At 74.0% G+C, this 22,152-nt stretch carries 11 protein-coding genes; 3 read left to right on the top strand and 8 right to left on the bottom strand.

The window, feature by feature from the left end; all coding sequences use genetic code 11:
- Positions 1-73 precede the first annotated feature (73 nt).
- Positions 74-1,162 carry a methyltransferase domain-containing protein gene (locus ACGF3A_RS14885; RefSeq protein ID WP_393730681.1) on the top strand — a complete coding sequence of 363 codons (1,089 nt, stop codon included), beginning with the start codon at positions 74-76 and terminating at the stop codon, positions 1,160-1,162.
- Positions 1,163-1,168: 6 nt separating this feature from the next.
- Here the strand turns inward: ACGF3A_RS14885 and ACGF3A_RS14880 are convergent, their stop codons facing one another.
- The 8 genes from ACGF3A_RS14880 to ACGF3A_RS14845 form a co-directional block, all read right to left on the bottom strand.
- Positions 1,169-2,476, bottom strand: coding sequence for a phosphatase PAP2 family protein (locus tag ACGF3A_RS14880; protein WP_393730680.1), 1,308 nt, complete (start codon positions 2,474-2,476; stop codon positions 1,169-1,171).
- Between the two features lie 197 nt (positions 2,477-2,673).
- Positions 2,674-4,494 carry an ABC transporter ATP-binding protein gene (locus ACGF3A_RS14875; RefSeq protein ID WP_393729624.1) on the bottom strand — a complete coding sequence of 607 codons (1,821 nt, stop codon included), beginning with the start codon at positions 4,492-4,494 and terminating at the stop codon, positions 2,674-2,676.
- On the bottom strand, positions 4,491-5,699 hold the full coding sequence (locus ACGF3A_RS14870) for a glycosyltransferase (RefSeq protein WP_393729623.1): 1,209 nt from the start codon (positions 5,697-5,699) through the stop codon (positions 4,491-4,493). Before ACGF3A_RS14870 ends, ACGF3A_RS14875 begins: the two co-directional genes overlap by 4 nt.
- Positions 5,700-6,581: an alpha/beta fold hydrolase gene (locus ACGF3A_RS14865; protein WP_393729622.1), complete on the bottom strand. Its 882-nt coding sequence runs from the start codon at positions 6,579-6,581 to the stop codon at positions 5,700-5,702.
- A complete protein-coding gene (locus ACGF3A_RS14860) occupies positions 6,578-6,883 on the bottom strand; it encodes an acyl carrier protein (protein WP_393729620.1) in 306 nt (101 codons plus the stop codon). Before ACGF3A_RS14860 ends, ACGF3A_RS14865 begins: the two co-directional genes overlap by 4 nt.
- Complete coding sequence (locus ACGF3A_RS14855; RefSeq protein WP_393730678.1) at positions 6,873-11,441, bottom strand: beta-ketoacyl synthase N-terminal-like domain-containing protein; 4,569 nt, start codon at positions 11,439-11,441, stop codon at positions 6,873-6,875. Before ACGF3A_RS14855 ends, ACGF3A_RS14860 begins: the two co-directional genes overlap by 11 nt.
- 8 nt (positions 11,442-11,449) lie before the next feature.
- Positions 11,450-18,307: an SDR family NAD(P)-dependent oxidoreductase gene (locus ACGF3A_RS14850; protein ID WP_393730676.1), complete on the bottom strand. Its 6,858-nt coding sequence runs from the start codon at positions 18,305-18,307 to the stop codon at positions 11,450-11,452.
- Between the two features lie 444 nt (positions 18,308-18,751).
- On the bottom strand, positions 18,752-20,209 hold the full coding sequence (locus ACGF3A_RS14845; RefSeq protein ID WP_393729618.1) for a tannase/feruloyl esterase family alpha/beta hydrolase: 1,458 nt from the start codon (positions 20,207-20,209) through the stop codon (positions 18,752-18,754).
- Positions 20,210-20,561: 352 nt separating this feature from the next.
- On the opposite strand from ACGF3A_RS14845, the gene ACGF3A_RS14840 reads away from it, so the two are divergent.
- Together ACGF3A_RS14840 and ACGF3A_RS14835 are read left to right on the top strand one after the other, a co-directional pair.
- On the top strand, positions 20,562-21,146 hold the full coding sequence (locus tag ACGF3A_RS14840) for a hypothetical protein (protein WP_393729616.1): 585 nt from the start codon (positions 20,562-20,564) through the stop codon (positions 21,144-21,146).
- A gap of 109 nt (positions 21,147-21,255) precedes the next feature.
- Positions 21,256-22,104, top strand: coding sequence for an SGNH/GDSL hydrolase family protein (locus ACGF3A_RS14835; protein WP_393729614.1), 849 nt, complete (start codon positions 21,256-21,258; stop codon positions 22,102-22,104).
- Positions 22,105-22,152: the final 48 nt, after the last annotated feature.

Here is a 22,152-nt window from a genome sequence, read left to right as displayed (position 1 = left end):
CGGGGCGCTTGACCCTCACGTGACGTGATGCCGCATTGTCAGGGACGTGGAAGAACAACTGACCGTGGGGCGCGTGGCGGAGCTGGCCGGGGTGAGCGTCCGCACGCTGCATCACTACGACGAGATCGGTCTCGCGCGGCCCTCCGCCCGGACGCCGGCCGGATACCGGGCCTACTCGGCGGGCGACGTGGAGCGCCTGCGGGAGGTGCTGGCCTACCGGCGGCTGGGCTTCGGGCTGCGCGAGATCGCGGACCTGGTCGACGACGCGTCCACCGACGCGGTAGCCCATCTGCACCGGCTGCGCGGCCTGCTGCTGGAGCAGCGGGACCGCGCGGCCGTCACGGTGGCGGCCATCGACAAGGAGCTGGAGGCACGTGCCATGGGGATCTGGACGACGGCGGAGGAGCAGTTGAGGGTGTTCGGCGCGCAGCTGTACGAGTCCATCGGCTCCGCCTATCCGGCGACGCGGCGCACCGAGCCGCGGATCGCCGCGCGGATCTGGGACGCGCTCGGGGACGCGGGGACGGTGCTGAACGTCGGCGCGGGCACCGGCTCGTACGAGCCCACCGACCGCGACGTCACCGCGGTCGAACCGTCGGCGGTCATGCGGGCGCAGCGTCCGCCGGGAGCGGCACCGTGCGTGGCCGCCTCCGCGGAGAGCCTGCCGTTCGCGGACCAGTCGTTCGACGCGGCGATGGCGGTCAGCACCCTCCACCACTGGCCGGACCCGGTCGCCGGGCTGCGCGAGATGCGGCGCGTGGCCCGCCGCGTCGTGGTGTTCACGTACGACGCCAGCAGCACCGGCTGGCGGCAGCGGTTCTGGCTCACCCGTGACTACCTGCCCGAGTTCGCCGGTCTGATGAGCGACTGGCCGTCGCTCTCCGACCTGACCCACGCGATCGGGGGCCGCGCGGAGCCGGTGCTCATCCCGTGGGACTGCGCCGACGGCTTCTTCGAGGCCCACTGGCGCCGCCCCGAGGCGTACCTCGACGAGGAGGTGCGGCGCGCGGTGTCCGTCTGGACCAGGGTCGGTCCGGAGGCCGAGCAGCGCGCGGTGGACGGCCTCCGGGACGACCTCGCCACGGGGCGGTGGACCGAGCGCAACCGCGACCTCGTCGCGCTCGACGCGGCGGAGCTCGGCCTCCGTCTCCTCGTGGCCTGACGGCGGTCAGGCCGGTTCGGGCTGGGGTTCCGGGCGCTGGGCCGGGGTCGCTTCCGATTCCCGGACCTTGGTGGTGCGGATGTAGAAGTGGATCACCGAGAGCATCGCCAGGATGAGGAGGGGTCCGAACACCCAGGGGTGTTCGGCCATCTCCGTCGGCAGATAGCGGTACGAGAGCAGGTACGCGGTGAAGACCGCCGTGCCGTAGGCCGCGAACTGGATTCCCTGCCGGTTCCAGCCGTGGACGAGCGAGCGCATCGCCGCCTCGATGGTGAGCGCGAAGACCACACCGGCGATGATGTCCACCCCGTAGTGGTAGCCGAAGCCCAGCGTCGCGCCGAGCGTGGTGATCAGCCAGAGCGTGCCCAGGAGGCGCAGCGCCCAGGGTCCCTTGCGGGAGTGCACGAAGATCACCACGGCCCATGCCGTGTGCAGGCTGGGCATGCAGTTGCGCGGGGTGATCCCGTCGTGCGGCATCGGCTCCGGGACCGTGAACGGCGGCGGTGTGTCCGGCCAGAGGTTGGCCACGGCCCAGTGCCCGCCGTCGGCGCCGTAGGCGAAGATGGGACCGACCACCGGGAAGATCATGTAGAAGGCCGGTCCGAGAAGGCCGATCACCAGGAAGGTCCGCACCAGGTGGTGGCTGGGGAAGCGGCGCTCGGACGCCACGTTCCGCAGCTGATAGGCCGCGACGATGACCGCGCCGACCGCGAGCTGCGCGTAGACCCAGTCGAGGATGTTCGTGCCGACCGGCGCCGTGGCCTCGACGATCCGTCCCACCAGCCACGACGGATTGCCCAGCGCGTGGTCGGCCGTCGCCACGTACTGGTCGAGGACCATCGGGCGGGTCTTCGACGTGATGAGCAGCCAGGTCTCGCCCGTCTTCCGCCCGGCCACCAGCAGCAGGCCCAGCCCGACGCCCTTCAGCAGCAGCGACCGTTCCTGCCCCGTGCGGCGCGTGACAGCGATGACCGCGAGGCCGATGATCACCCACAGCGCGCCGTTGCCGAAGTACATCTTGGCGTCGAACGCCCACCGGAACGGCAGGTAGAGGATGTCGATGCCGATGGCGACGGCCGCGGCGAGCGCCCGTTCCCGCCAGGTGAGCACCACCATCGTCAGCCCCAGGCTGGCGTAGAGCAGGGGCCCCGACTTCGGGGTGAGGATCACCTCGCGCACCTGCATGGTGACCGGCCCCGGCGTCCCGTAATGGCGCGCGGCGATCTCCAGCGCGACGAGGAATCCGAGGCCCACCACGCCCGCCGTGATCCACAGCAGCACTCGGGGCTGGCGCCACCCGGCGTATTCAGTTATGCGTTTCACTCGCGAGGAATTCCGCGATGCGTTAGTTATCAATTTTTCGGCCGATTTGTTGAGTTCTGGCGGAACGGTCAGGCTGATCGTCGTAAGTTCGATCATGCTAGCGGAGTACGGGCACCGCGGAGGATGACCATGAAACCCTCGACGCCCGGTGTGCGTCGAGGGTTTCCTGTGCCGATGTGTGGCACTGGTCACAGCGGCATGTGCGGGCTCCGTCCCCCGGAGGCCCCGGCAGCCCCGGCGGCCCCAGCGGCCCCGGCGGCCAGGAGCTGGCTCGCGGCGAATTCGCGGTAGAGGCCGTCCGCGTCCATCAGGGAGCCGTGGGTGCCCACGGCGCGGACCGTGCCGTGTTCGAGGACGACGATCTGGTCGGCCTCGACCACCGTCGAGAGGCGGTGCGCGATGAGCAGGACGGTGCAGTGCCGGGCGAGGCCCGCGACGAGTTCGCCGAGCGCCTGTTCGTTACGGGCGTCGAGCTGGGCCGTCGCCTCGTCCAGGAGCAGCACCTGCGGGCGCCGCAGCAGGGCCCGCGCGATGGCCAGCCGCTGGCGCTCGCCGCCGGAGAGGGTGACGCCGCGCGCGCCGACGGGGGTGTCGAGCCCCTGGTCCAGGCGGGCCAGCAGGGTGTCGAGGCGGGTGGCGCGCAGGGCCTCGGCGATCTCCTCCTCGCCGGCTCCGGGCGCCGCGTAGAGGAGGTTGTCGCGCAGGGTCCCGGCGAGTGCGGGCGCGTCCTGCTCCACGTACGCGATCCGGCGGCGCACCTCGGCGCGCGGCAGGGACGCGATGTCCTGGCCGCCGATGCGCAGGGACCCGGCGGTGGGCTCGTAGAACCGCTGGAGCAGGGAGAACAGGGTGGTCTTGCCCGCGCCCGACAGCCCCACCAGCGCGGTCTGGGTGCCGCCGGGCACGGTGAAGCTCACGCCGCTCAGCACGGGCGAGCGGCCCGGGTAGGCGAACTCGACGCCGACGGCCTCGACCGCGGGGGGCGGTCCGGGGGCGCGCTCCGCGGACACCGGGGCGGTGTCCTCCTCCACCGCCATCTCCTCGACCTGGTCGATACGGCCGACCGCGCCCAGGCCCTGCTGGAGCATTCCGGCGCCGCCGACCAGGGAGGCGATCGGGCTGGAGAGGAAGAACACGTACAGCAGGAAGGCGATGAGCGCGGAGGCGTCCATGTCGCCGCCCGCGACGAGCACCCCGCCGAGCCCGAGCACCACGAGGAACGCCGTCTGGATCGAGGCGCCGCCGAGCATGGTGACGACGGCGCTGTAGCGGGCGCCGACCAGGCCCGCGCGGTAGGACTCCTCCACCGCGTCCCGCGCGGCCCGCGTCTCGCGCTCCTCGGCGCCGTTGGCCTTGACCGTGCGGGTCGCCCCGAGGGTGCGGTCGAGCAGGGCCCCGACGGCGCCCACCGCGCTCTGCTCGCGCGCGACGGCCCGCCGGATCCGGGGCAGGACGACGGTCATCACGAGCCCGACGAGCGCGAGCACCAGCAGGGTCGCGAGGAGCAGCCCCGCGTGCAGCGTGGCCATCATCACCAGAGTCCCGACAAAGGTCAGGGCCCCGTTGACGGACATGATCAGCCCCTCGGTGGCGGCGCTCTTGAGCAGCGTGCTGTCCGCGGTGACCCGGGCGATGAGGTCGCCGGGCGGGCGCCGGTCGAGCTCGGGCACGCGCAGCCGGATCAGCCGTTCCACGAGGTCGCGCCGGACCTGGCGGACCACGCGCTCGGAGGTGCGCTGCTGGAGCCAGGCGTTGGCGCCGGTCAGCAGCGCGCCCCCGACGAGCAGCACGGCCAGCACGAGGATCGGCCGGGCGACGCTCTCCCCCGTGGCGAGCCGGTCGAGGATCGTCTGCGCGAACTTCGGCTGCACGAGCCCGGACACGCTGGCCAGCAGGCTCAGCACCAGGGAGAGCGCGAGCGCGCGCCAGTACGGGCGGGCCCGCCGGAGGAGCGAGCCGAAGGACCCGGGCGGCGCGTCGTCGGACGTCATCTCGTCGTCGTGGGTCATCGGGGCGCAGTCCCCTCTCCCGGCGGGGCGAGGAGGGCTTCGAGGCGGGTGGCCGCCGTCTCGCTGCCGCCCGCCTCGTGGAAGGAGCGGCCGATCGCGCGGGCCGCCTCGCGGTGCCCGTTCGCCGGGTCGAGGAGCGTCGTGACGGCGTCCGCGATACGACGCGAGTCGGCGCGGCCGAAGCGCAGCCGTACGCCGGCGCCCGCGTCGGTGACCTGGCCCGCCACGATGGGCTGGTCGTCCCTGATCGGGGCGACGGCCAGCGGGACGCCGTGCCACAGGGCCTCGCAGACGGTGTTGTGCCCGGCGTGGCAGACGACGGCGTCCACCCGGGCGAGCAGCGGGAGCTGCGGCACGTGGGGGCGCACGAGCACGTTCCCGGCGGCGCCGGTCACGCTCCCCGCCGGGTCGACGACGACGGCGCGGACCCCGGACCCGGTCATGCCGGAGAGCGCCTCGGCGGCGGCGTTCAGGAACGGTCCGCTCGCGTCCGCGTTGGCGGTGCCCAGGGTGACCAGGACCGTGCGGTCGGCCTCCTTCAGCCACTCCCAGGGGAAGCCGTCGTCGGGCGCCGGGCGGTCGGTGACGGAGGGGCCGACCAGCCAGACGCGCTCGGGCAGTTCGGCCGGGCCGAGCAGGGCGCGGGTGGTGTACGCGACGACGCCGTACGGGGACATCCGGGGGTCGGCGGTGCCCCCGCCGTCCGTGATCCGGTCGCGCAGGTCGGCCAGCAGCCCGTCCAGCCAGGCCGCCACCTTGGGCATGCCCGCGAGCGGGTCGACCAGTTCGGCCGAGGTCGTCGCCGAGGTGACCCAGGTCAGGCCGAGCGCGTCGGCGACGAGGCCGCCCGCGACGGTCTGCTGGTCGGCGACGACGACGTCCGGGCGGAACTCCTCGGCGGCGGCCCGTACCCGGGGCGCCATGTGGTCCGCCAGCGGGACGAGGAAGCTCTCCCACAGGAACTGGAAGGCGGCGGGTCCCTTGAGCCGGGCCGTCCGCCCCTCGATCGTCCCGTTCCGGTCCGGTTCCGGATCGTCGGGGACGCACGGGAACACGCGCGCGTCGGGCCCCGCCAGCCGTCGGACCAGGTCCGGCGGACCCGCCCAGGCGATGTCGTGACCGCGTGCCGCGAGCGCGGCGGCGGTGCCGACGGCGGGATTGACGTGGCCGACCAGGGGCGGCACGACGAAGAGGAACCGGCCCATCTAGTCGGCCTCCGGTCCGGTGCGGTGGATGTCGTCGTGGATCTCGTCGTGTGCCTCGTCGTGTGTCTCGTCGTGGATGTCGTCCCCGAGCCAGTGGAGCAGCAGGTCGGCCGTCTCCTTGGTCCGTTCCACGAGCACCGAGTGCCCCTGGCCCGGCAGGACGACGGTGCGGCAGCGCGGGAGCGTGGCGGCCAGCTGCCCGGCCTGCGCGGAGAGCTTGGAGTCGGCGCCGTAGAGGGCGAAGACGGGGCAGCGGATGCCGGTGAGTCCGTCGTCCAGGACGGCGCTGCGCGGGATGTCCTCGGCCATCGTGGTGTCGTCCAGGATGCGCCCGGCGAGCTGGAAGGGGCGCGCGTTGCGTTCGGGGTCCCCCGCGAGCCAGGTGCGCACCTCCTTGACCACCAGGCCGCCCTCTTCGCCGTTGAGGCCCTCGGCCATCTTCGCGGCCCAGGACGCCACCGGGGGCTCGGACTCGATCGCGACGACGGACCGCACGCGGCCGGGGTGCGCCGCGGCCAGCCCGTAGGCGACGGCGCCGCCGAAGGAGTTGCCCACGACGTGCGCGGGACGGTCCTCGCCCAACGCGTCGAGGAGCCCGTCGAGGTCCGCCACGAAGTCCTCCAGGCGGTACCCGGTGGCGGGGCGCCCGGTCCGGCCGTGCCCTCGCAGGTCGTACATGAGGACGTCCATGCCCCGCGCGGCGAAGGCGGGGCCGAGAGAGAAGTAGTAGCTCGCCAGGCTGTCGATGAGCAGGCCGTGGACGAGCACCACGAGCGGTGGGCGGCCGTCCCCGTGGGACGGTGACGGTCCGTCGGCGGGCGGCCCCTCCGCCGCCATCCGCTGGACGTGGACGTCCAGTTCGCCGACGCGGATCTTCGTCATGCCCGGCCCGCCCCGGTCGGGAGCGAGTCCACGACGTGCCGCACCAGGTCGCCCACGGTCAGCTCGATGATCTCCTCCAGCCCGCGGTCCGCGATGAACGCGGCGAAGTTGACGCTGTCGCCGTAGTGGCCGCGCAGCGCGGCGGAGAGGGTGACCAGGTCGATGCTCTCCAGTTCGAGGTCGTCGTGGAACAGGGTGTCCATGGTGATCTCGGCGTCGTCGAGCCCGTACTCGCCGAGCACTTCGCGCAGCATCCCGGTGACGTCGTCCAGCACGACGTCGGCGGTCGTGTCAGCGGTCATCTTCGCTCTCCTCCTCATCCTCATGGGCGGCCGTCCAGCCCACGACGTAGTCCCTGGCGGGCAGTCCGGGCGGATTTGCCGCCCTTCGGTGGCGGACACGGCAGGTCTCGCCGCCGGTGCGGACGGTGAGTTCCGTGCCGGTGGCGTCGGTGATCTCGAAACTCTTCGGGGCCCCGGCCAGTCCGGTGCCGCGTGCCTTGGCGACCGCTTCCTTGGCGACCCAGAAGCGGGTGAACCACAGGGCTTCGGGCTCGCCGGTCTCCCGGACGAGGGAGTCGAGCAGCTCCCGTTCCCGTACGCCGAGCGCGGCCTCGTGGGTGCCGGCCGGGCGCTCGGCGACCTCCTCGATGTCGATGCCGCAGGGGCCGGTCCCGGCGCGGACGAGCGCGACCGCGGCCTCGGCCCGGTGGGCGAGCGAGACGCGGAGCGGGGGAAGGACACGTCCGTACGCACCGGTGACGTACGGGCGTCCGGCGGAGTCGTTGGCGACCCGTAGCTCGGCGGGGAAGATCCCGCCGCTCCCCTCGTCCCAGAGCCGTTGCCGCACCGCGTCCTTGACCGCGATACGGCCGAGGAGCCACTGGCGGCGGCCCCGGGGCGCGTGCGTCTCGTAGGCGGCGCGCTCCTCCCCCGCCAGCATGTTCCGCATGATCAGCTCGCGCGTGGCCAGGTCGGGCCACCGCTCGTGGACGAGGGTCCAGCCGCCCTCCCGCACCTCGGACAGGGTGTGGTGCTCCGGCTCGCGGTCCACCCGGCGGATGCGCGGGTCGCTGTCGAAGCGGCGGTCGCGCCAGCCCCGCAGCTCCGCCCAGACGCGGCCCTCGTGGACGAGCTGCATGTCGGCTTCGAGAGTGGTGTCGGTGACGGAGACGACGCGGACCAGGCAGTCGAGCCGTTCGCCCGGCGCGGGGTGCGCGCCGTGGAAGCGGATCTCCCGCATGCCGACGGGGAAGACGGTGGTGCGGGTGGGCAGCCGCGACATGATCCAGTAGCCGAGCAGCTGGCCGACGTTGTCGAGCAGGGCGCCCGGCGCGGGCGGGGTGGTGAGGACGCCCCGTACGTGCGCGTCGCCGGTCGCGGTCAGCTCGGTGACGCCCTGGAAGCGCGGGCCGTGGAACATCCAGCGCCGCTCGTACAGTTCGCGTGCCGTCAGCTCGCAGGGGCGCTCGTCGTCCGCGTCGAACGTCCACGCGGCGGGCGGTCTCCGCGCGTGCTCCGGGGCGAGTTCGACGGTGGCCCGCGCGTACGGCCCGAGCGTGGCCGTCACGCGGACCGCGCCCGAGGGGTGCGGCGGCTCGGGGACGACGTGGACGGGGAGATCCACGGCGGGGACGGCGGTGATCCACTGGTTGAGCCGTACGTCGTGCACGGCCACCGCGCGCAGACCGGGCGCCGCCCGCTCCGCGAACTCCGTCAGGTGCCCGATGACGGTGGTGCCGGGCACGACCGGCCAGCCCTCGGAGGGGTCGGCCTGCGGGGGCTGCTTGAAGAAGCAGTGGTCGAGCAGGTACGGCATCGCGTCGACGGACACCCGCAGGGAGGCGCGGAGTTCGCGGGGGACGGGGGGTGGTGAGGGGACGGGGGGTGCGGCTGCGGTGCTGCTCCGTGCGGTGAGCACGTCCGCCGCGAGCGCCGCGGTGTCGTCGAGCAGCGCGGAGAACTCGGCGGCCAGCGGGTCCCCGGCCCGGAGGGGGTCGAGCGCGGAGGGGCGTGCGCCCGCCACGGGACCCGGCGCCGGGAGCAGGGCCGCGCCCAGCTCCGTACGGGTGGACTCGTCCAGGGAGACGAGCGCGCCGCCGAGGTCGAGCCGTACGGGCGCCGCGCGGCGGCGTGCCGTGGGTGCTCCGGCGGGGCGGCCCGGGCGGAGCGCCGCCGCGTCGGGTGCGGCGCCCTCGGCCCACAGCGCCGTGGCCACGCGGCGCAGTTGGGGAAGGCCGGAGCGGTGCGCGGAGTGGGCGGGGACCACGAGGTGGTCCTTGCCGCGCAGGGTGTCCGCGATCAGCGAGCCGAGCTGACCGGCGCCGAGCTGGACGAAGGCGCGGAACCCGGCGTCGTACATCGCCTCGACGAGCAGCCGGAAGCGGACCGGCTCCAGGAGATGGCGGACGAAGAGTTCGCGTACGTCCTGGGGGTGCGAGGGGTACTCGCGCAGGGTGGTGGCGGACCAGACCGGGAGCCGCGCCGGGTGCAGCGTGTAGGTCTCGGCCGCCTTCCGTATCGGGTCCAGATAGGGCTGGAGCATGGGGGTGTGGAAGCCCGAGCGGAACGGGAGGACCTGGGAGATCGCGCCCTGCGCGCGGAAGCGGGCGACGTACGCCTCGACGGCCTCCGAGGGGCCGCAGATCATGGCCTGGCTGGGCGCGTTGTCGTGCGAGAGCACCACCTCCGTCTGGCCCGCGAGGGCCTCCACGACGCTCTCGGCGGACGCGCCGATCACCGCGAAGGCGAGGCCCGGCACGCGCAGTTCGTCGGGGTCGAACGAGGCGAGGAAGGCGTCCACCTCGTCCTGGGCGTGGATCCCGGCCGCGGCCATGGCGGTCCACTCGCCGAGGCTGTGCCCGGCGAACGCGTCGGGGACGACGCCGATCCGCTCCAGCGCGGAGTGCAGCAGACGGCCGAGCTGGAAGACGCCGGTGCCCTGGCGGCCGACGTCGCCGACCGTGGCGGAACCGGAACCGGAACCGGAACCAGTGCCGGTGCCGGAGAGCGCCCAGGGCAGCCCGAAGTGCCGGGCCACGTCGGCACAGTTCGGGTCGAAGTCCGCTTCGAGGCCCGGGAAGACGAAGGCGAGCCCGCCGCCGCCCGCCTCGCCCAGCAGCGGTGCGGGGACGAACCACACGTCGTTCCTGCCGCGCCACGGCCGCCCCCGGCCGACCGCCTTGCGCGCGAGCGCGAGCCGCTTGGCCGTCGGATCGGCCACGCCGAGCCGCACCGGTCCGTACGGTCCGGGCCCGGTGTCGTCCGGCGCGGCGGCGAGGAGTTCCGCGTCGTCGCGGTCCAGCAGCCGGGCCAGCTCGTCCGGGGTCCGTGCCGCCAGCCGCAGTACGCGCTCGGGCTCGCGCACCTCGACGCTCGTACGAGCGACAGCCGACGACGCGGGCTGTTCGAGGACGACATGGGCGTTGATCCCGCCGAAGCCGAACGCGTTGACGGCCGCGCGGCGTACGGCACCGGCACCGGCACCGGCCCGCCCGTCCTCCCAGGGGACGGCGGTGTCCACGGTCGTGAAGCGGGTACGGGCGAGCGCCGGGTGCGGCTCGTCGCAGTGCAGGGTCGGCGGGAGGACGCCGTGGTGCACGGCGAGCGCGGCCTTGATGAGCCCGGCGATCCCGGCCGCCGGCATGGTGTGCCCGATCATGGACTTGACCGAGCCGATGACGCCGCGTGCCGCGTCGTCCGGCAGTTCGTCGGGCGTGCCGAAGACCTCGGCGACCGTCTCCAGTTCGGCGGCGTCGCCCGCCGGGGTGGCGGTGCCGTGGGCTTCGAGGAGGCCGAGGGCGCCGGGCTCGGCGGGGTCCAGGCCGGCCCGGCGCCACGCCTCGCGGATCGCCTCCGCCTGGCCCGCGGAGTCGGGGCTGAGCAGGCTGCCCGTACGGCCGTCGCCCGCGACTCCCGTGCCGGTGATCACGGCGTAGATCCGGTCGCCGTCGCGCTCGGCGTCCGCGAGTCTCTTGAGCACCACGACGCCCGTGCCCTCGCCGATGAGCACCCCGTCGGCCTCCCGGTGGAAGGGCCGGATGCGCTCGCTCCGGGAGAGCGCGCCGAGCTGCGAGAACACGCTCCACAGCGTGATGTCGTGACAGTGGTGGACGCCTCCGGCGAGGACGACGTCGCACCGGCCGCTCTCCAGCTCCCGCGCCGCGTGGTCGACCGCGATGAGCGAGGAGGCGCACGCGGCGTCCACCGTGTAGGCGGGGCCGCGCAGGTCGAGGCGGTTGGCGAGCCGGGAGGCGGCCAGGTTGGGCACGAGGCCGATGGCCGACTCCGGGGCCTCGGGGCCCAGTTGCTCGGTGAAGGCGCTCCGCACCCGCTCCAGCCGCTCCTCCCCGAGGTCGGGCAGCAGCTCCCGCAGGGTGCGCACGAGCTGGCCCGCCGTACGCACCCGCTGGTCGAGGCGGACCAGGCCGGGCGTCAGGTAGCCGCCGCGGCCGAGGATCACCCCCGTACGGCGCCGGTCGGCACGGTCGGCGAAGAGCCGCCCGGCGCCGCCCGCGTCCTCGACCGCCTGCGAGGCCACGCGCAGCGCGAGGAGCTGGTCGGGCTCGGTGGCGGGCACGGAGGCGGGCATGATGCCGAACGCGCTGACGTCGACCTCGGCGAGGTCGTCCACGAAGCCGCCGCGCCCGCAGTAGACGCGGTCGGCGCGGCGCACGCCGTCCGGGCCGGGATCGTAGTGCCCGGCGTCCCAGCGGGAGGCGGGGACGGAGGTGATCGCGTCGACGCCCCGCACGAGGTTGTCCCAGTACGTGCCGAGGTCCGGCGCTCCGGGGAAGAGCGCGGCCATGCCGACGACGGCGACCGGCGAGGAACCGGGCGAGAGGGGACGGCCCGGTGGCATCGGGGCGGTCACCAGCCCGAGGCGGTGTAGACGACGGAGGTGCTCTCGCGCGGGCCCCAGGCCAGTTCGCGCAGCAGGCTCATGGTGCCCTCCTCCGGGTCGATGAGGCGGACGCCGCGCGCCGCGTAGCTGCGCATCAGCTCGGGGGTGACCATCCCGTCGTTGGTGCCGGTGGGCGCCCACGGGCCCCAGTGGACGGTCAGTCCGCGACGGCCGGGAGCCGCCTCGGCCCACTCCCCACCGAGGGATTCGAGGGCGTCGTTGGCGGCGGCGTAGTCGGTCTGGCCGCGATTGCCCATGGTCGCCGCGATACTGCCGAACAGCACCGCGAACCGGGGCCCTTCCCCGAGAGAGCCCACGGCGTCGAGCAGATGCCTGGCGCCCTCGGTCTTGGTGCGGAAGACCCGGTGGAAGGAGTCCGGGGACTTCTCCGCGAAGAGCTTGTCCTCGATCACGCCCGCCGCGTGCACGATCCCGTCGAGCCTGCCGTGCTCGGCGTGCACGTCCTTCACGGCGCCCTGCACGGCCTCCGCGTCGAGCACGTCCACACAGTGGTACCGCACGCGGCTGCCCAGCCGGGTCAGCCGCCGTACGGTGTCGCGGACCTCGCGCTCGGACTGGATCCTGGCGACCGTGCGCTCCACCCAGGCCGGGGATCTGTGCCCGTCCGCGATCAGCGCGGCACGCAGCTCGGCGTCGGTGGAGGCGGCGAGTGCGGGCGTCTCCTCCTCGGAACGCATCGGGGTACGGCCGAAGAGTTCGAGGCGGCAGCGGGCCGCCGTGGCGAGCGCGGTGGCGAACCGCGCGGTGATGCCGCGCGCGCCGCCCACGAGGAGCACCACCGACTCGTGGTCGAGGCCGAGCGCCGCGGCCTCGGCGGCGCCGTCGTCGGAGGGCCCGGCCCCGGCGCTGCCCAGGGTCCCGAGGCCGGTCTCGGTCATCCGGAGCCCGCGCCGCCGGGAGTCCCCCGCGCGCAGCACGACCGGCTCGCGGTCGACCGAGGCCAGCTCTCCCACGAGGGCCTCGGCCGCGTCGGAGGGGGCAGTTCCGGCGGGCTGTTCGACGACGCGGAGGGTCGTCTCCGGGTACTCCCGGGACAGCGAGCGGAAGAATCCGCGCAGCCCGCCGGAGGCACCGGCGGCCAGCACCCAGCGCGGTCCCGCGGCCAACGCCGCCTGGTAGAGGGGGACGGCGCCGGGCAGCACCGGCTCGGGCGCGGGGCCGCCGTCGGGCGAGACCAGGTGGATCAGGCCGTCGAACCGCCCGCCCTCGGGTATCCCGGTGACGGTCACGGCACGGGCGCCGTACGCGCCGAGCCGCTCGGTGAGGGAGGAGGCGAGCGGCCCCTCGCCGAGGATCAGGAACGTACGCCCGTTCAGCTCCCCGGCGTCCGGGGCGGCGGGCGCGAGGTCGTACTCGGTCATGACCAGCCGCTGGGGCGCGGTGACGACGGGCTCGGCGGCGGCGGGCTCGGCGTCGGCGGGCTCGGCGTCGGCGGGCGGCGCCTCAGAAGCCGTGCCCGGTGCTTCGCCCTGCCGTGCCGCGAGGAGGAGTTCGGCGAGCCCCGCGGCCGTACGGGCCTTGGACAGCTCCTCCATCCCGGCGTCGTCGGTCGTGGGGAGGCCGAGGCGAGTGGCGAGCTGTCCGGCGATCTCGGCGCGCTTGATGGAGTCGACGCTGAGGTCGGCCTCCAGGTCCAGATCGGGTTCGATCATGTCGGCGGGGTAGCCGGTACGGTCGCCGATCACCTCCAGTACGGCCGCGAGGACCGCTTCACCGGTCAGCTCGGCACCGGGCTGCTCCGGCTCCGGCTCGGGTGCGGCCGGTACAGGCGCGGGCTCGGCCTCCGCGACCGTCGCCGTGGCCGTGGCTGTGGCCGTCAGCTCGCGCATCGTGTGCTCCATCGGCACCGCGGCGGGCCGGACGCCGGGTTCGGTGCCGAGGTAGCCGAGCAGGACGTCGCGCTGGGCGGCGAGCATCTCCCTGCTGGTGCGCAGGAATTCGCTGATGAGGGCCTCACCCCCGGGGCTCGGGTGTCCGTTGGTTCCGGCAGGGGTGGTCACTGGGGCCTCCGGGATGCGCTGGGCGGGGTGCAGGGCGGTGGCGGGGATGGCGCCGTCGGCGGTACGGACGAGGTGGCCGTCGACGGTCCAGCCCGCGCGCCTGCGGCGGGGGGCGTGCGCGGCGTCGGCCGCGTCGCGGCCCTGGAAGAGCCAGCCGGTGCGTACGTCGGCTCCGGAGACGGCGAGTTCGGCCAGCGCGGCGAGGAAGCCGGAGAGCCCTGTGCGGGCCCGGGCCTCCAGGGTGACCGTGCGGTGCGGGCGTTCGCCGAGGATCTCGGCGACCTGCCGGGTGAGCACCGCGCCGGGGCCCGCCTCGACGAAGGTCCGCGCGCCCGCCTCGTACATGGCCTCGATCTGTTCGACGAAGCGGACCGGCGAGCCGATCTGCGCGGCCAGTTCGGCGCGTATCGCCTCGGGCTCCGAGGGATACCGCGCCGCGGTGCGGTTGGACCAGACCGGGAGCGCCGGGGCCCGCAGCGGCACCGTGGCGAGCGTCGCGGCGAAGGTGTCGCCCGCGGCGGCGACCAGGGGGCTGTGGAACGCGCAGGCCACGGGTATCCGTTTGGCCTCCAGGCCCTGGGCCCGCAGCCGTTCGACGGCCTTTTCGACGTCCTCGGTGGGGCCGGAGATCACGGTCTGGCGGGGCGAGTTGTGGTTGGCGACGACGACGGAACCGGCGCAGCCCGCCTCCTCCAGCGCGGCGGTCACCTCGGGTCCCGGCGCGGTGACCGCGGCCATGGTGCCGGGGTCGTCGGTGCCGGGGCCGTCGGAAGCGGTGGCGGCGAGGACGGACTCGGCGCGTGCCCGGCTGGACCAGAGCAGTTCCTCGGGGCCGAAGACGTCGGCGGCGGCGAGCGCGGCGAGTTCGCCGTAGCTGTGCCCGGCGGCCATCGCGGGGCGGACGTTGACGCGGCCGAGCAGGTGGTGGACGGCGAGTCCGGTGATGCCGAGCGCGGGCTGGGCGACGCGGGTGTCGGTGACGCGGTCGGCCTGGCCGCGCCGTCCGGCCTCGTCGAAGGCGGCGGGCGGGAAGAGGGCACCCGCGGCGGTGCGGTCGAGGCGCAGATAGCGCTGCAGCTCGGGGAAGGCGACGAACAGTTCGGCGAGCATGCCGGGTCGCTGGCTGCCCTGCCCGGGGAAGAGGAAGGCGACCTCGCCGGGTTCGGCGGTGCTGTCGGCGAGGTGGATCCCGTCGTCCGGGGCGTGCTCGCCCTCCGCCGCCCGGCGCAGCGCCGCCGTCAGCTCCGGCACCGAGGAGGCCAGGACGGCGATACGGGTGGGCAGACCCCGTACGGCCGCCTGGTCGGCGCGGCGGGAGGCGGCCAGCGCGAGGTCCCGCAGCCGAGGCGGGCGGAACGCCGATCCGTCCGCCTCGGCCAGTGCGAGGAGGTCCCGGACGGCCTTGGCCGCGGCCTCGTGGTCCGCGCCGCGGAAGGTGAACAGCTCGGTGGGCCACGCGTCGCGGCCGTGCGCGGGCGGAGCCCCGTCGTCGTACGCGCGCAGCACGACGTGGAAGTTAGTGCCGCCGAAGCCGAAGGCGCTGACCCCGGCGACGCGTTCGGCGGGCGGCGCGGTCCAGGGGCGGGCCCGGGTGTGGAACGCGAAGGGGCTGGTCTGCTCGTCCCAGGCGGGGTTGGGCTGCCGCAGGTGCAGCGTGGGCGGCTTGACGCCGTGGTGGAGGGCGAGCGTGGTCTTGATCAGCCCGGCGAGGCCCGCCGCGCACTTGGTGTGGCCGATCTGGGACTTCACCGAGCCGAGCGCGCAGCCGCCGGACTCGGCCCCGGCCTCGCTGAACACCTCGGTGAGGGCGCCCAGTTCGGTGCGGTCGCCGACGACGGTTCCGGTGCCGTGGGCCTCGACGACGCCGACCTCGGCCGGGGAGATCCCGGCGTTGCGGTACGCGCGGGTGAGCGCCCGGCGCTGACCCTCGGCGCGGGGCGCGGTGAGGCCGAGGGCGCGGCCGTCGCTGGAACTGCCGACGCCCTTGATGACGCCGTAGATCCGGTCGCCGTCGCGTTCGGCGTCGGCGAGCCGCTTGAGGACGACGCAGGCGACGCCTTCGCCGAGCGCGATGCCGTCGCCCGAGCGGTCGAAGGGCGCGGAGCGTCCCGAGGGGGAGAGCGCGTGGGCCGAGGCGAAGAGCAGGTAGTCGTTGATGCCGTTGTGCAGGTCGGCGCCGCCGCACAGCACCATGTCGCTGGTGCCCGCGGTCAGTTCCTTGCAGGCGACGTCGACGGCGGTGAGGGAGGAGGCGCAGGCGGCGTCCACGGTGTAGTTGGCGCCGCCGAGGTCGAGGCGGTTGGCGATGCGCCCGGCGATGACGTTGGCGAGGATGCCGGGGAAGGAGTCCTCGGTGAGGTGCGGGAGCTGCTCGTCCAGCGCGGGCGGGAGCTGGCCGAGGTAGGAGGGCAGGACGGTGCGGAGCGTCATCGCGTTCGACAGGTCGCTGCCCGCCTCGGCGCCGAAGACCACGGAGGCGCGGCCCCGGGCGAACGGGCGCTCCCCGTATCCGGCGTCGTCCAGGGCGCGGCGCGCGACTTCGAGGGAGAGGAGCTGGACGGGCTCGACGCTGGGGAGGGAGGCGGGCGGGATGCCGTAGTCGAGCGGTTCGAAGGGGATCTCGGGCAGGAAGCCGCCCCAGCGCGAGGGCGTCCGCTCCCCCGCGCCGTCCTCGGCGTAGTGGACGGCGGGGTCCCAGCGGGAGGCGGGCACCTCGGTGACGGCGTCGGTGCCGGAGAGGACGTGTCCCCAGTAGGACGCGAGGTCGGGTGCCTGGGGGAACGCGCAGGCCATGCCGACGACGGCGATGTCGAGCGGCTCGGGCGCGGCGGCGGGCGGCTCCTCGCCGAGGCCGAGCGCGGCCCTGCGGCCGTCGAGGAAGTCCCGGGCGCCGGTGGTGACCGAGGCGTGCAGCGCGGCGACGGTGGTGGTCTCGGAGCGCAGCACGGCGACCTGTCCGGCCATGAACATGCCCTCGGCGAGCTGGCGTTCCTCGCCGACCTCGCGGAGCGCGTCACCGACGCGTTCGATGCCCTTGCTGGCCAGCCGCAGCCTGCCGACGTTGAGCCGCTCCAGCCGCTCCCACGCGTCGCGGTCGGGCACGGCGTCGGCGCGCAGCTCCGCCTTGACGGCGGCGAACTCGTCGGTGAAGGGGCTGGGCACGCAGCGGGTGGCGTGGCCGGGCGCGGTCTCCAGCAGCGCGGTGGTCCCGGCGTCGAGCATCCGCCGCTGGAAGAGCGGCTGTACGGCGCCCGCGGCGACGGCCTCCTCGGTGAAGAGGTAGGCGGTGCCCATGAGGACGCCGACGGCGACGCCGCGCGCGGCCAGCGGCGCGGTCATGGCCCCGACCATCGCGGCCGACCGCGCGTCGTGCACGCCTCCGGCGAAGAGGAGCTGGATCCCGTCGGCGTCGGCGCCCGCGGCGAGGAAGTCCTCCACCACGTCGAGCTGTGCCTGCCACAGCGGGAAGCTGGCGCGGGGCCCGACGTGGCCGCCGCACTCGGAGCCCTCGAAGACGAACTTGCGCGCGCCCGCCTCCAGGAACTGGCCCAGCAGCCCGGGGGACGGCACGTGCAGGAACGTCGAGATCCCCGCCTCCTCCAGGGCCGCCGCCTGCGCGGGACGGCCCCCGGCGATGACTGCGTGCGAGGGGCGGATCTCCCGGATGACCTCCAGCTGCGCCGCCTTGACCTCCTCGGCGGCGAAGCCGAGGACGCCGACGCCCCAAGGCGCGTCGCCCAGCCGCTCCCGGGTCTCCTCCAGCACGGCGCGGGTCTGCTCGGCGCCGGAGAGGGCGAGCGCGATGAAGGGGTGGGCGCCCTCGGCGGCCACGGCGGCGGCGAACGCGGCCTGGTCGCTCACGCGCGTCATCGGCCCCTGGGCGACGGGGAGTTCGGCGCCGAGGGCGCGGCTTCCCGCGCCGCCGGGGGCGAGCACGGGCGCGTCGGCGGCGAGCGCGCCGGTGACGGCCTCGCGCACGCCGCGTACGGCCGCGCCGACCGTGCCCCAGCGCTGCTGGAAGCGGGCGGGGAGGAACGCGTCCTGGCCGATCTCCAGGGGGGCCGCGGGCGTGGCCGTACCGGGTACGCGCCGCCGCAGGACGCGCAGGCCTTCGGCGACGACGGTCTCCGAGCCGTCGAGCCCGGCGAGCGATCCGGTGATCTCGGCGGGGAGTTCGGCCTCGGCGAGCAGCGCGGTCTGGGTGTCCAGCACCACTCCGGCCGCTCCCCCGGCGACGGCGGCGGCCGCGGTGTGCGGGCCGATGCCGCCGCAGGCCCATACGGGCAGCGCCTCGGCCCCGGCCCCGGTCCCGGTCCCGGTCCCGGCGCAGGCCTCGTCGGCGAGCAGCCGCTGCAGCAGCACGAAGGTGCTCAGCTCACCGCACCGGCCGCCCGCTTCATGGCCCCGGGCGATCAGCCCGTGGGCCCCGGCGGCGACGGCGGCGCGGGCCTCGTCGGCGCTGGTCACCTCGGCGAGGACGCGTCGGCCGGGGAAGTCGGCGGCGCTCGCCGAAGCACCGGCGGCGAGCACGACGGTGTGGGCGCGGGTGGGGAGGTCGCCCGCTCGGACGCCGTAGGCGTCGGCGTCGGCGAGCCGCAGGCCGAAACCGGAGCGCGACCACTCGGCGGCCAGGGCCAGTTGCTCGCGGGCCGCCCGTCCGCCGGCGGTGAGATCGAGGACTCCCAGGCCGCCCGCGCGGGAGGCGGCCGCGGTGAACCGTGCCGACGCGACGCCGAACGGGTGCACCGCGAGGACGAGTTCCGTCATCGCGGACGCACCCCCGTCCGTACCGGCGTGAGGCATACGCATGTGAACACTCCAGAGGACATGGAGGCGCGAGAAGTTGAATGTCCAATAAACGACGGCAGCCGCTCTCTTCGCGATATGCGCACAGGCGGGGGCGCGACCGGACGCGGGCACGGGAAAAGGGAGTGAGCTGCCATGAATCAAGCGCCTCAAGGGTGGGGGGTAAGGCGTTCCAGGGCGAGTCGCGGCGATCGTACTACGGAGTACGGCTGTTGACACGACCCCCTCAACAGGAAGTTGAACTCGCGTCTTGGATTGCCCGGTTCCACCCGGATCGCGGCACTCTCGACGGAACTCGACCCGGTCACAACAGGGATTATCAAGATCGCAACAAAATTTCCGAAATCACCCGGAGTACATGCGCACATGAATGCGCATTCATGGTCCACATGAATGCGCATTCATAGCTCACGCCAAGGTAGCGGAACGATTAATTTCGCTTCACCATTCCGACCGGTTCCTGCTACCGAGAGGGCAGTTGTCCACCAGGTACGCCGAGTCCGCCCCGGCGGGCCGCGCGACCGTACGGGACGCGGGCGGACGCCGGTCGGAGGTGACCCAGCGGTCCAGCGCGGCGAAGGCGTCGCGGTAGCAGGGCGCCAGCGGCCTGAGCCGTTCCGGGAAGGTGTCGAAGAGGGAGTCGGTGTGGGTGCCGCCCTCGACGCGGTAGTAGCGGTGCAGCCGCCCGCGGCCGTTCTCGCGCACCATGCTCGCGTAGACGTCCGAGTCCCGGCTGATCGGCAGCAGGACGTCGAGCGTCCCGTGCAGCGTGATCAACGGCTTGCCGATCCGCCCGGTGAGCGCGACCTTCGCGACGGCCTTCCTGACCTGCTCAGGACGGGCCGCGTACGCGTAGTCGGCGTCGCAGGCCGGGGTGCCCGGGGCGCAGTACGGGGTCCCCGCCTCCGTCTCCCCGTCGAAGCCGGGGTCGAACTCCTCCCGGTAGATCCGCTGCGTGAGGTCCCAGTAGACCCGGTGGTGGTACGGCCAGAGGAACTCCGAGCCCGCCGGGAAGCCGGCGGCGTGCAGCGCCGCCCGGGCCCGCCCGGCACCCGCGCCTCCCGCGGCGTGCACGGGGTAGTGGCGCAGCGCCCGCGGCAGGAAGTCGAGCTGCGTGGGGCCGTCGGAACGCCACAGCGCGCCCTCCCAGTCCACTCCCCCGTCGTACAGCTCGGGGTGGTTCTCCAGCTGCCATCGCACCAGGTAGCCGCCGTTGGACAGGCCCGCCGCCAGCGTGCGGGACGGCGCCCGGTGGTAGTGCCGGGCGACCGTGGCGCGGGCCGCCCGGGTGAGCTGGGTCAGGCGCCGGTTCCACTCCGCGACGGCGTCCCCGGGGGCCTTCCCGTCGCGGTGGAAGGCGGGGCCCGTGTTGCCCTTGTCCGTGGCGGCGTAGGCGAATCCCTTGGCCAGCGCGTCGTCGGCGAGGGCGCGGTCGTTGGCGTACTGCTCGCGGTTGCCGGGCGTACCGGCCACGACCAGGCCGCCGTTCCAGCGCTCCGGCAGCCTGATGACGAACTGGGCGTCGTGGTTCCAGCCGTGACTGCCATTGGTCGTGGAAGTGTCAGGGAAGTAGCCGTCGATCTGGACGCCGGGAACTCCCCTGGGTACGGGCTGGTCCCTGGGCGTCAGCCCCTCCCAGTCGGCGGGATCGGTGTGCCCGGAGGCGACCGTCCCCGCCGTGGTCAGCTCGTCGAGGCAGGCCACGCGCTGGCGTTCGGCGCCCGGCACCCGCGCCCGGTCCGGGCAGCGGTCTCCGGCCGGGGCGCGCTGCCCCGGAGCAGCCCGTTCCGGGGGTACGGCGGTGGCGGCGGACGGGGCGAGGGCGAGGGCCGCCAGGGCGAGAACGGCGAACGGGCCCGCTTTCCCGAAATGCGGGGCGGAGCCGTGGGATAGGCGCATCAACTGCCTCCGGAGTCATGAGTGCCGACGCGCGGAGGTTAAGCACTCGCGGCCTTCAGAGGTATGGACCGGAGACCCACTCCCGGGGTTCCCGCTCTGGTGCGCCGCACCATGCCGGGAATTCACCCACGCGGTCTTGCATGGCGGGCGTACGGCGTGAATACCTGGACCTCCCGTCGGCGAATGCGGATTACGGGAACACCTCGTCGGGCCGGGTTTCCGAGATCCCGTACCCACCGGGTCATTGACGCGTACATGTCAGCTCCATTACGGTCCGCTGAATTGACACGCCCCACCCCCCACTTGGCCCCGTCTCAGTGGTCTGAGGCGGGAGCTGGAAGGAGATGTTCCTGTGTCGAGCCTGCCGAGAGAGCCGAGAAGTCCGAGATCCCGCTCCCGCAAGACAGTCACCCGCACGGCGATCGGCGTGGTCGCCGGTGTGCTGCTCGCGGGCAACGTGACGGCCGGTACGGCGTTCGCGAACAGCGCCACCGCGGGAAGCCCCGACGACTCCCGGCACCGCGCCAACGCCGAGATCCTCGACTCCCGCTGCGCCGTCCCGCCGGACCGCGACCTCAGCATCACCCAGACCGTCCACCGCATCGCGACCGAGCGCGGCGTCACCGAGAAGGTGCTGCTCGCCGCGTTCGAGGCGGGCTGGGTGGAGTCCCACATGAACAACCTGAACTGCGGCGACCGCGACTCGCTCGGGGTCTTCCAGCAGCGCCCGAGCCAGGGCTGGGGCACCCCGGAGCAGTGCATGGACCCGGTCCACGCCACCAACGCGTTCCTGGACCAGGCCATCCCGAACGACGCCAACAACCCCGGCTACACCGCGGGTGAGCTCGCCCAGAGCGTCCAGCGCTCCGCGTACCCCGAGCGGTACGACCAGGCCGAGGGCACGGCCCGCGCGATGATCTCCGAAGTCCAGGGCTGAGCCCCTCCCCCGAATTTCACCCCGGAAGGGGCTGTCGATGCGCGCGCCCGCGGGTCTACGCGCATCGACAGCCCTCTCCTCCCCACCCCCACCTCACCAGGAGTCAGGTATGCGCTCGTCACGGGCCTTACGCACGCGAAGATCCCTCACGTCCCTCTCCCTCGCGCTCGCCTCCGTCTGCCTCGCGTTCACCGCCGCACCCGGCGCGAACGCCGCCGACGGCGGGGAGCCGAAGGCCGCCGGCAAGTACGTGGCGCTCGGCGACTCGTACGCCGTGGCCCCGGGCACGGGCGAGTACGACAACCCCGACGACCCGTGCCGCCGCGGCCCGTCGACGTACTCCCGCCTCTGGGCGCAGCAGCACTCCTCGTACGCCTTCGTGGAGGCCTCGTGCTCCGGCGCGACCACCGCGGAGGTGCAGAGCCAGCAGGTCCCGCAGCTCACGGCGGACACCACGCTGGCGACGGTCCAGGTCGGCGGCAACGACGTCGGCTTCGTCGAGGTGCTGAAGAACTGCATCCTGACGGCCGACGACAAGGACTGCCTCGCCGGGGTCGACGCCGCCAAGGCCGCTGCCACCAGCCAGCTGCCCGGCGCGCTCGCCAACACGTACGCGGCGATGCGGGCCAAGGCACCGAACGCCAAGGTCGTGGTGATGGGCTATCCGCGGCTGTACACGATCGGCGGGAGCTGCGGCATCCTCGGCCTCAGCGACGCCGAGCGGGAGGCGCTCAACTCGGCCGCCGACACCCTGGCCGCGGTGACGTCCGAGCAGGCCAAGAAGGCCGGGTTCACCTACGTCGACCCGCGCGAGTCCTTCGATCCGCACACCATCTGCTCCGACAACGACACCTGGGTGACGAGCCTGGAGTGGAGCGATCTGGACGAGTCGTACCACCCCAACAAGGCCGGGCACCGTGACGGGTACCTGCCGCTGCTGAACGGCGTCACCGGCTGACCCTGACCGGAGGCGCCCCGAAGGTGGCCTGTGCGGCACATCCGGTGC

This window comes from Streptomyces sp. NPDC048172, assembly GCF_043202595.1.
Taxonomy (GTDB): Bacteria; Actinomycetota; Actinomycetes; order Streptomycetales; family Streptomycetaceae; genus Streptomyces.
This window is presented reverse-complemented; position numbering and strand designations above follow the sequence as displayed.

What these genes read in the sequence shown, in the direction of transcription:
- ACGF3A_RS14870 (WP_393729623.1), bottom strand. Translation starts at nt 5,699, where the DNA reads ATGGGCCGGTTCCTCTTCGTCGTGCCGCCCCTGGTCGGCCACGTCAAT.
- ACGF3A_RS14845 (WP_393729618.1), bottom strand. Translation starts at nt 20,209, where the DNA reads ATGCGCCTATCCCACGGCTCCGCCCCGCATTTCGGGAAAGCGGGCCCG.
- ACGF3A_RS14865 (WP_393729622.1), bottom strand. Translation starts at nt 6,581, where the DNA reads ATGACGAAGATCCGCGTCGGCGAACTGGACGTCCACGTCCAGCGGATG.
- ACGF3A_RS14855 (WP_393730678.1), bottom strand. Translation starts at nt 11,441, where the DNA reads ATGCCACCGGGCCGTCCCCTCTCGCCCGGTTCCTCGCCGGTCGCCGTC.
- ACGF3A_RS14850 (WP_393730676.1), bottom strand. Translation starts at nt 18,307, where the DNA reads ATGCCTCACGCCGGTACGGACGGGGGTGCGTCCGCGATGACGGAACTC.
- ACGF3A_RS14835 (WP_393729614.1), top strand. Translation starts at nt 21,256, where the DNA reads ATGCGCTCGTCACGGGCCTTACGCACGCGAAGATCCCTCACGTCCCTC.
- ACGF3A_RS14875 (WP_393729624.1), bottom strand. Translation starts at nt 4,494, where the DNA reads ATGACCCACGACGACGAGATGACGTCCGACGACGCGCCGCCCGGGTCC.
- ACGF3A_RS14860 (WP_393729620.1), bottom strand. Translation starts at nt 6,883, where the DNA reads ATGACCGCTGACACGACCGCCGACGTCGTGCTGGACGACGTCACCGGG.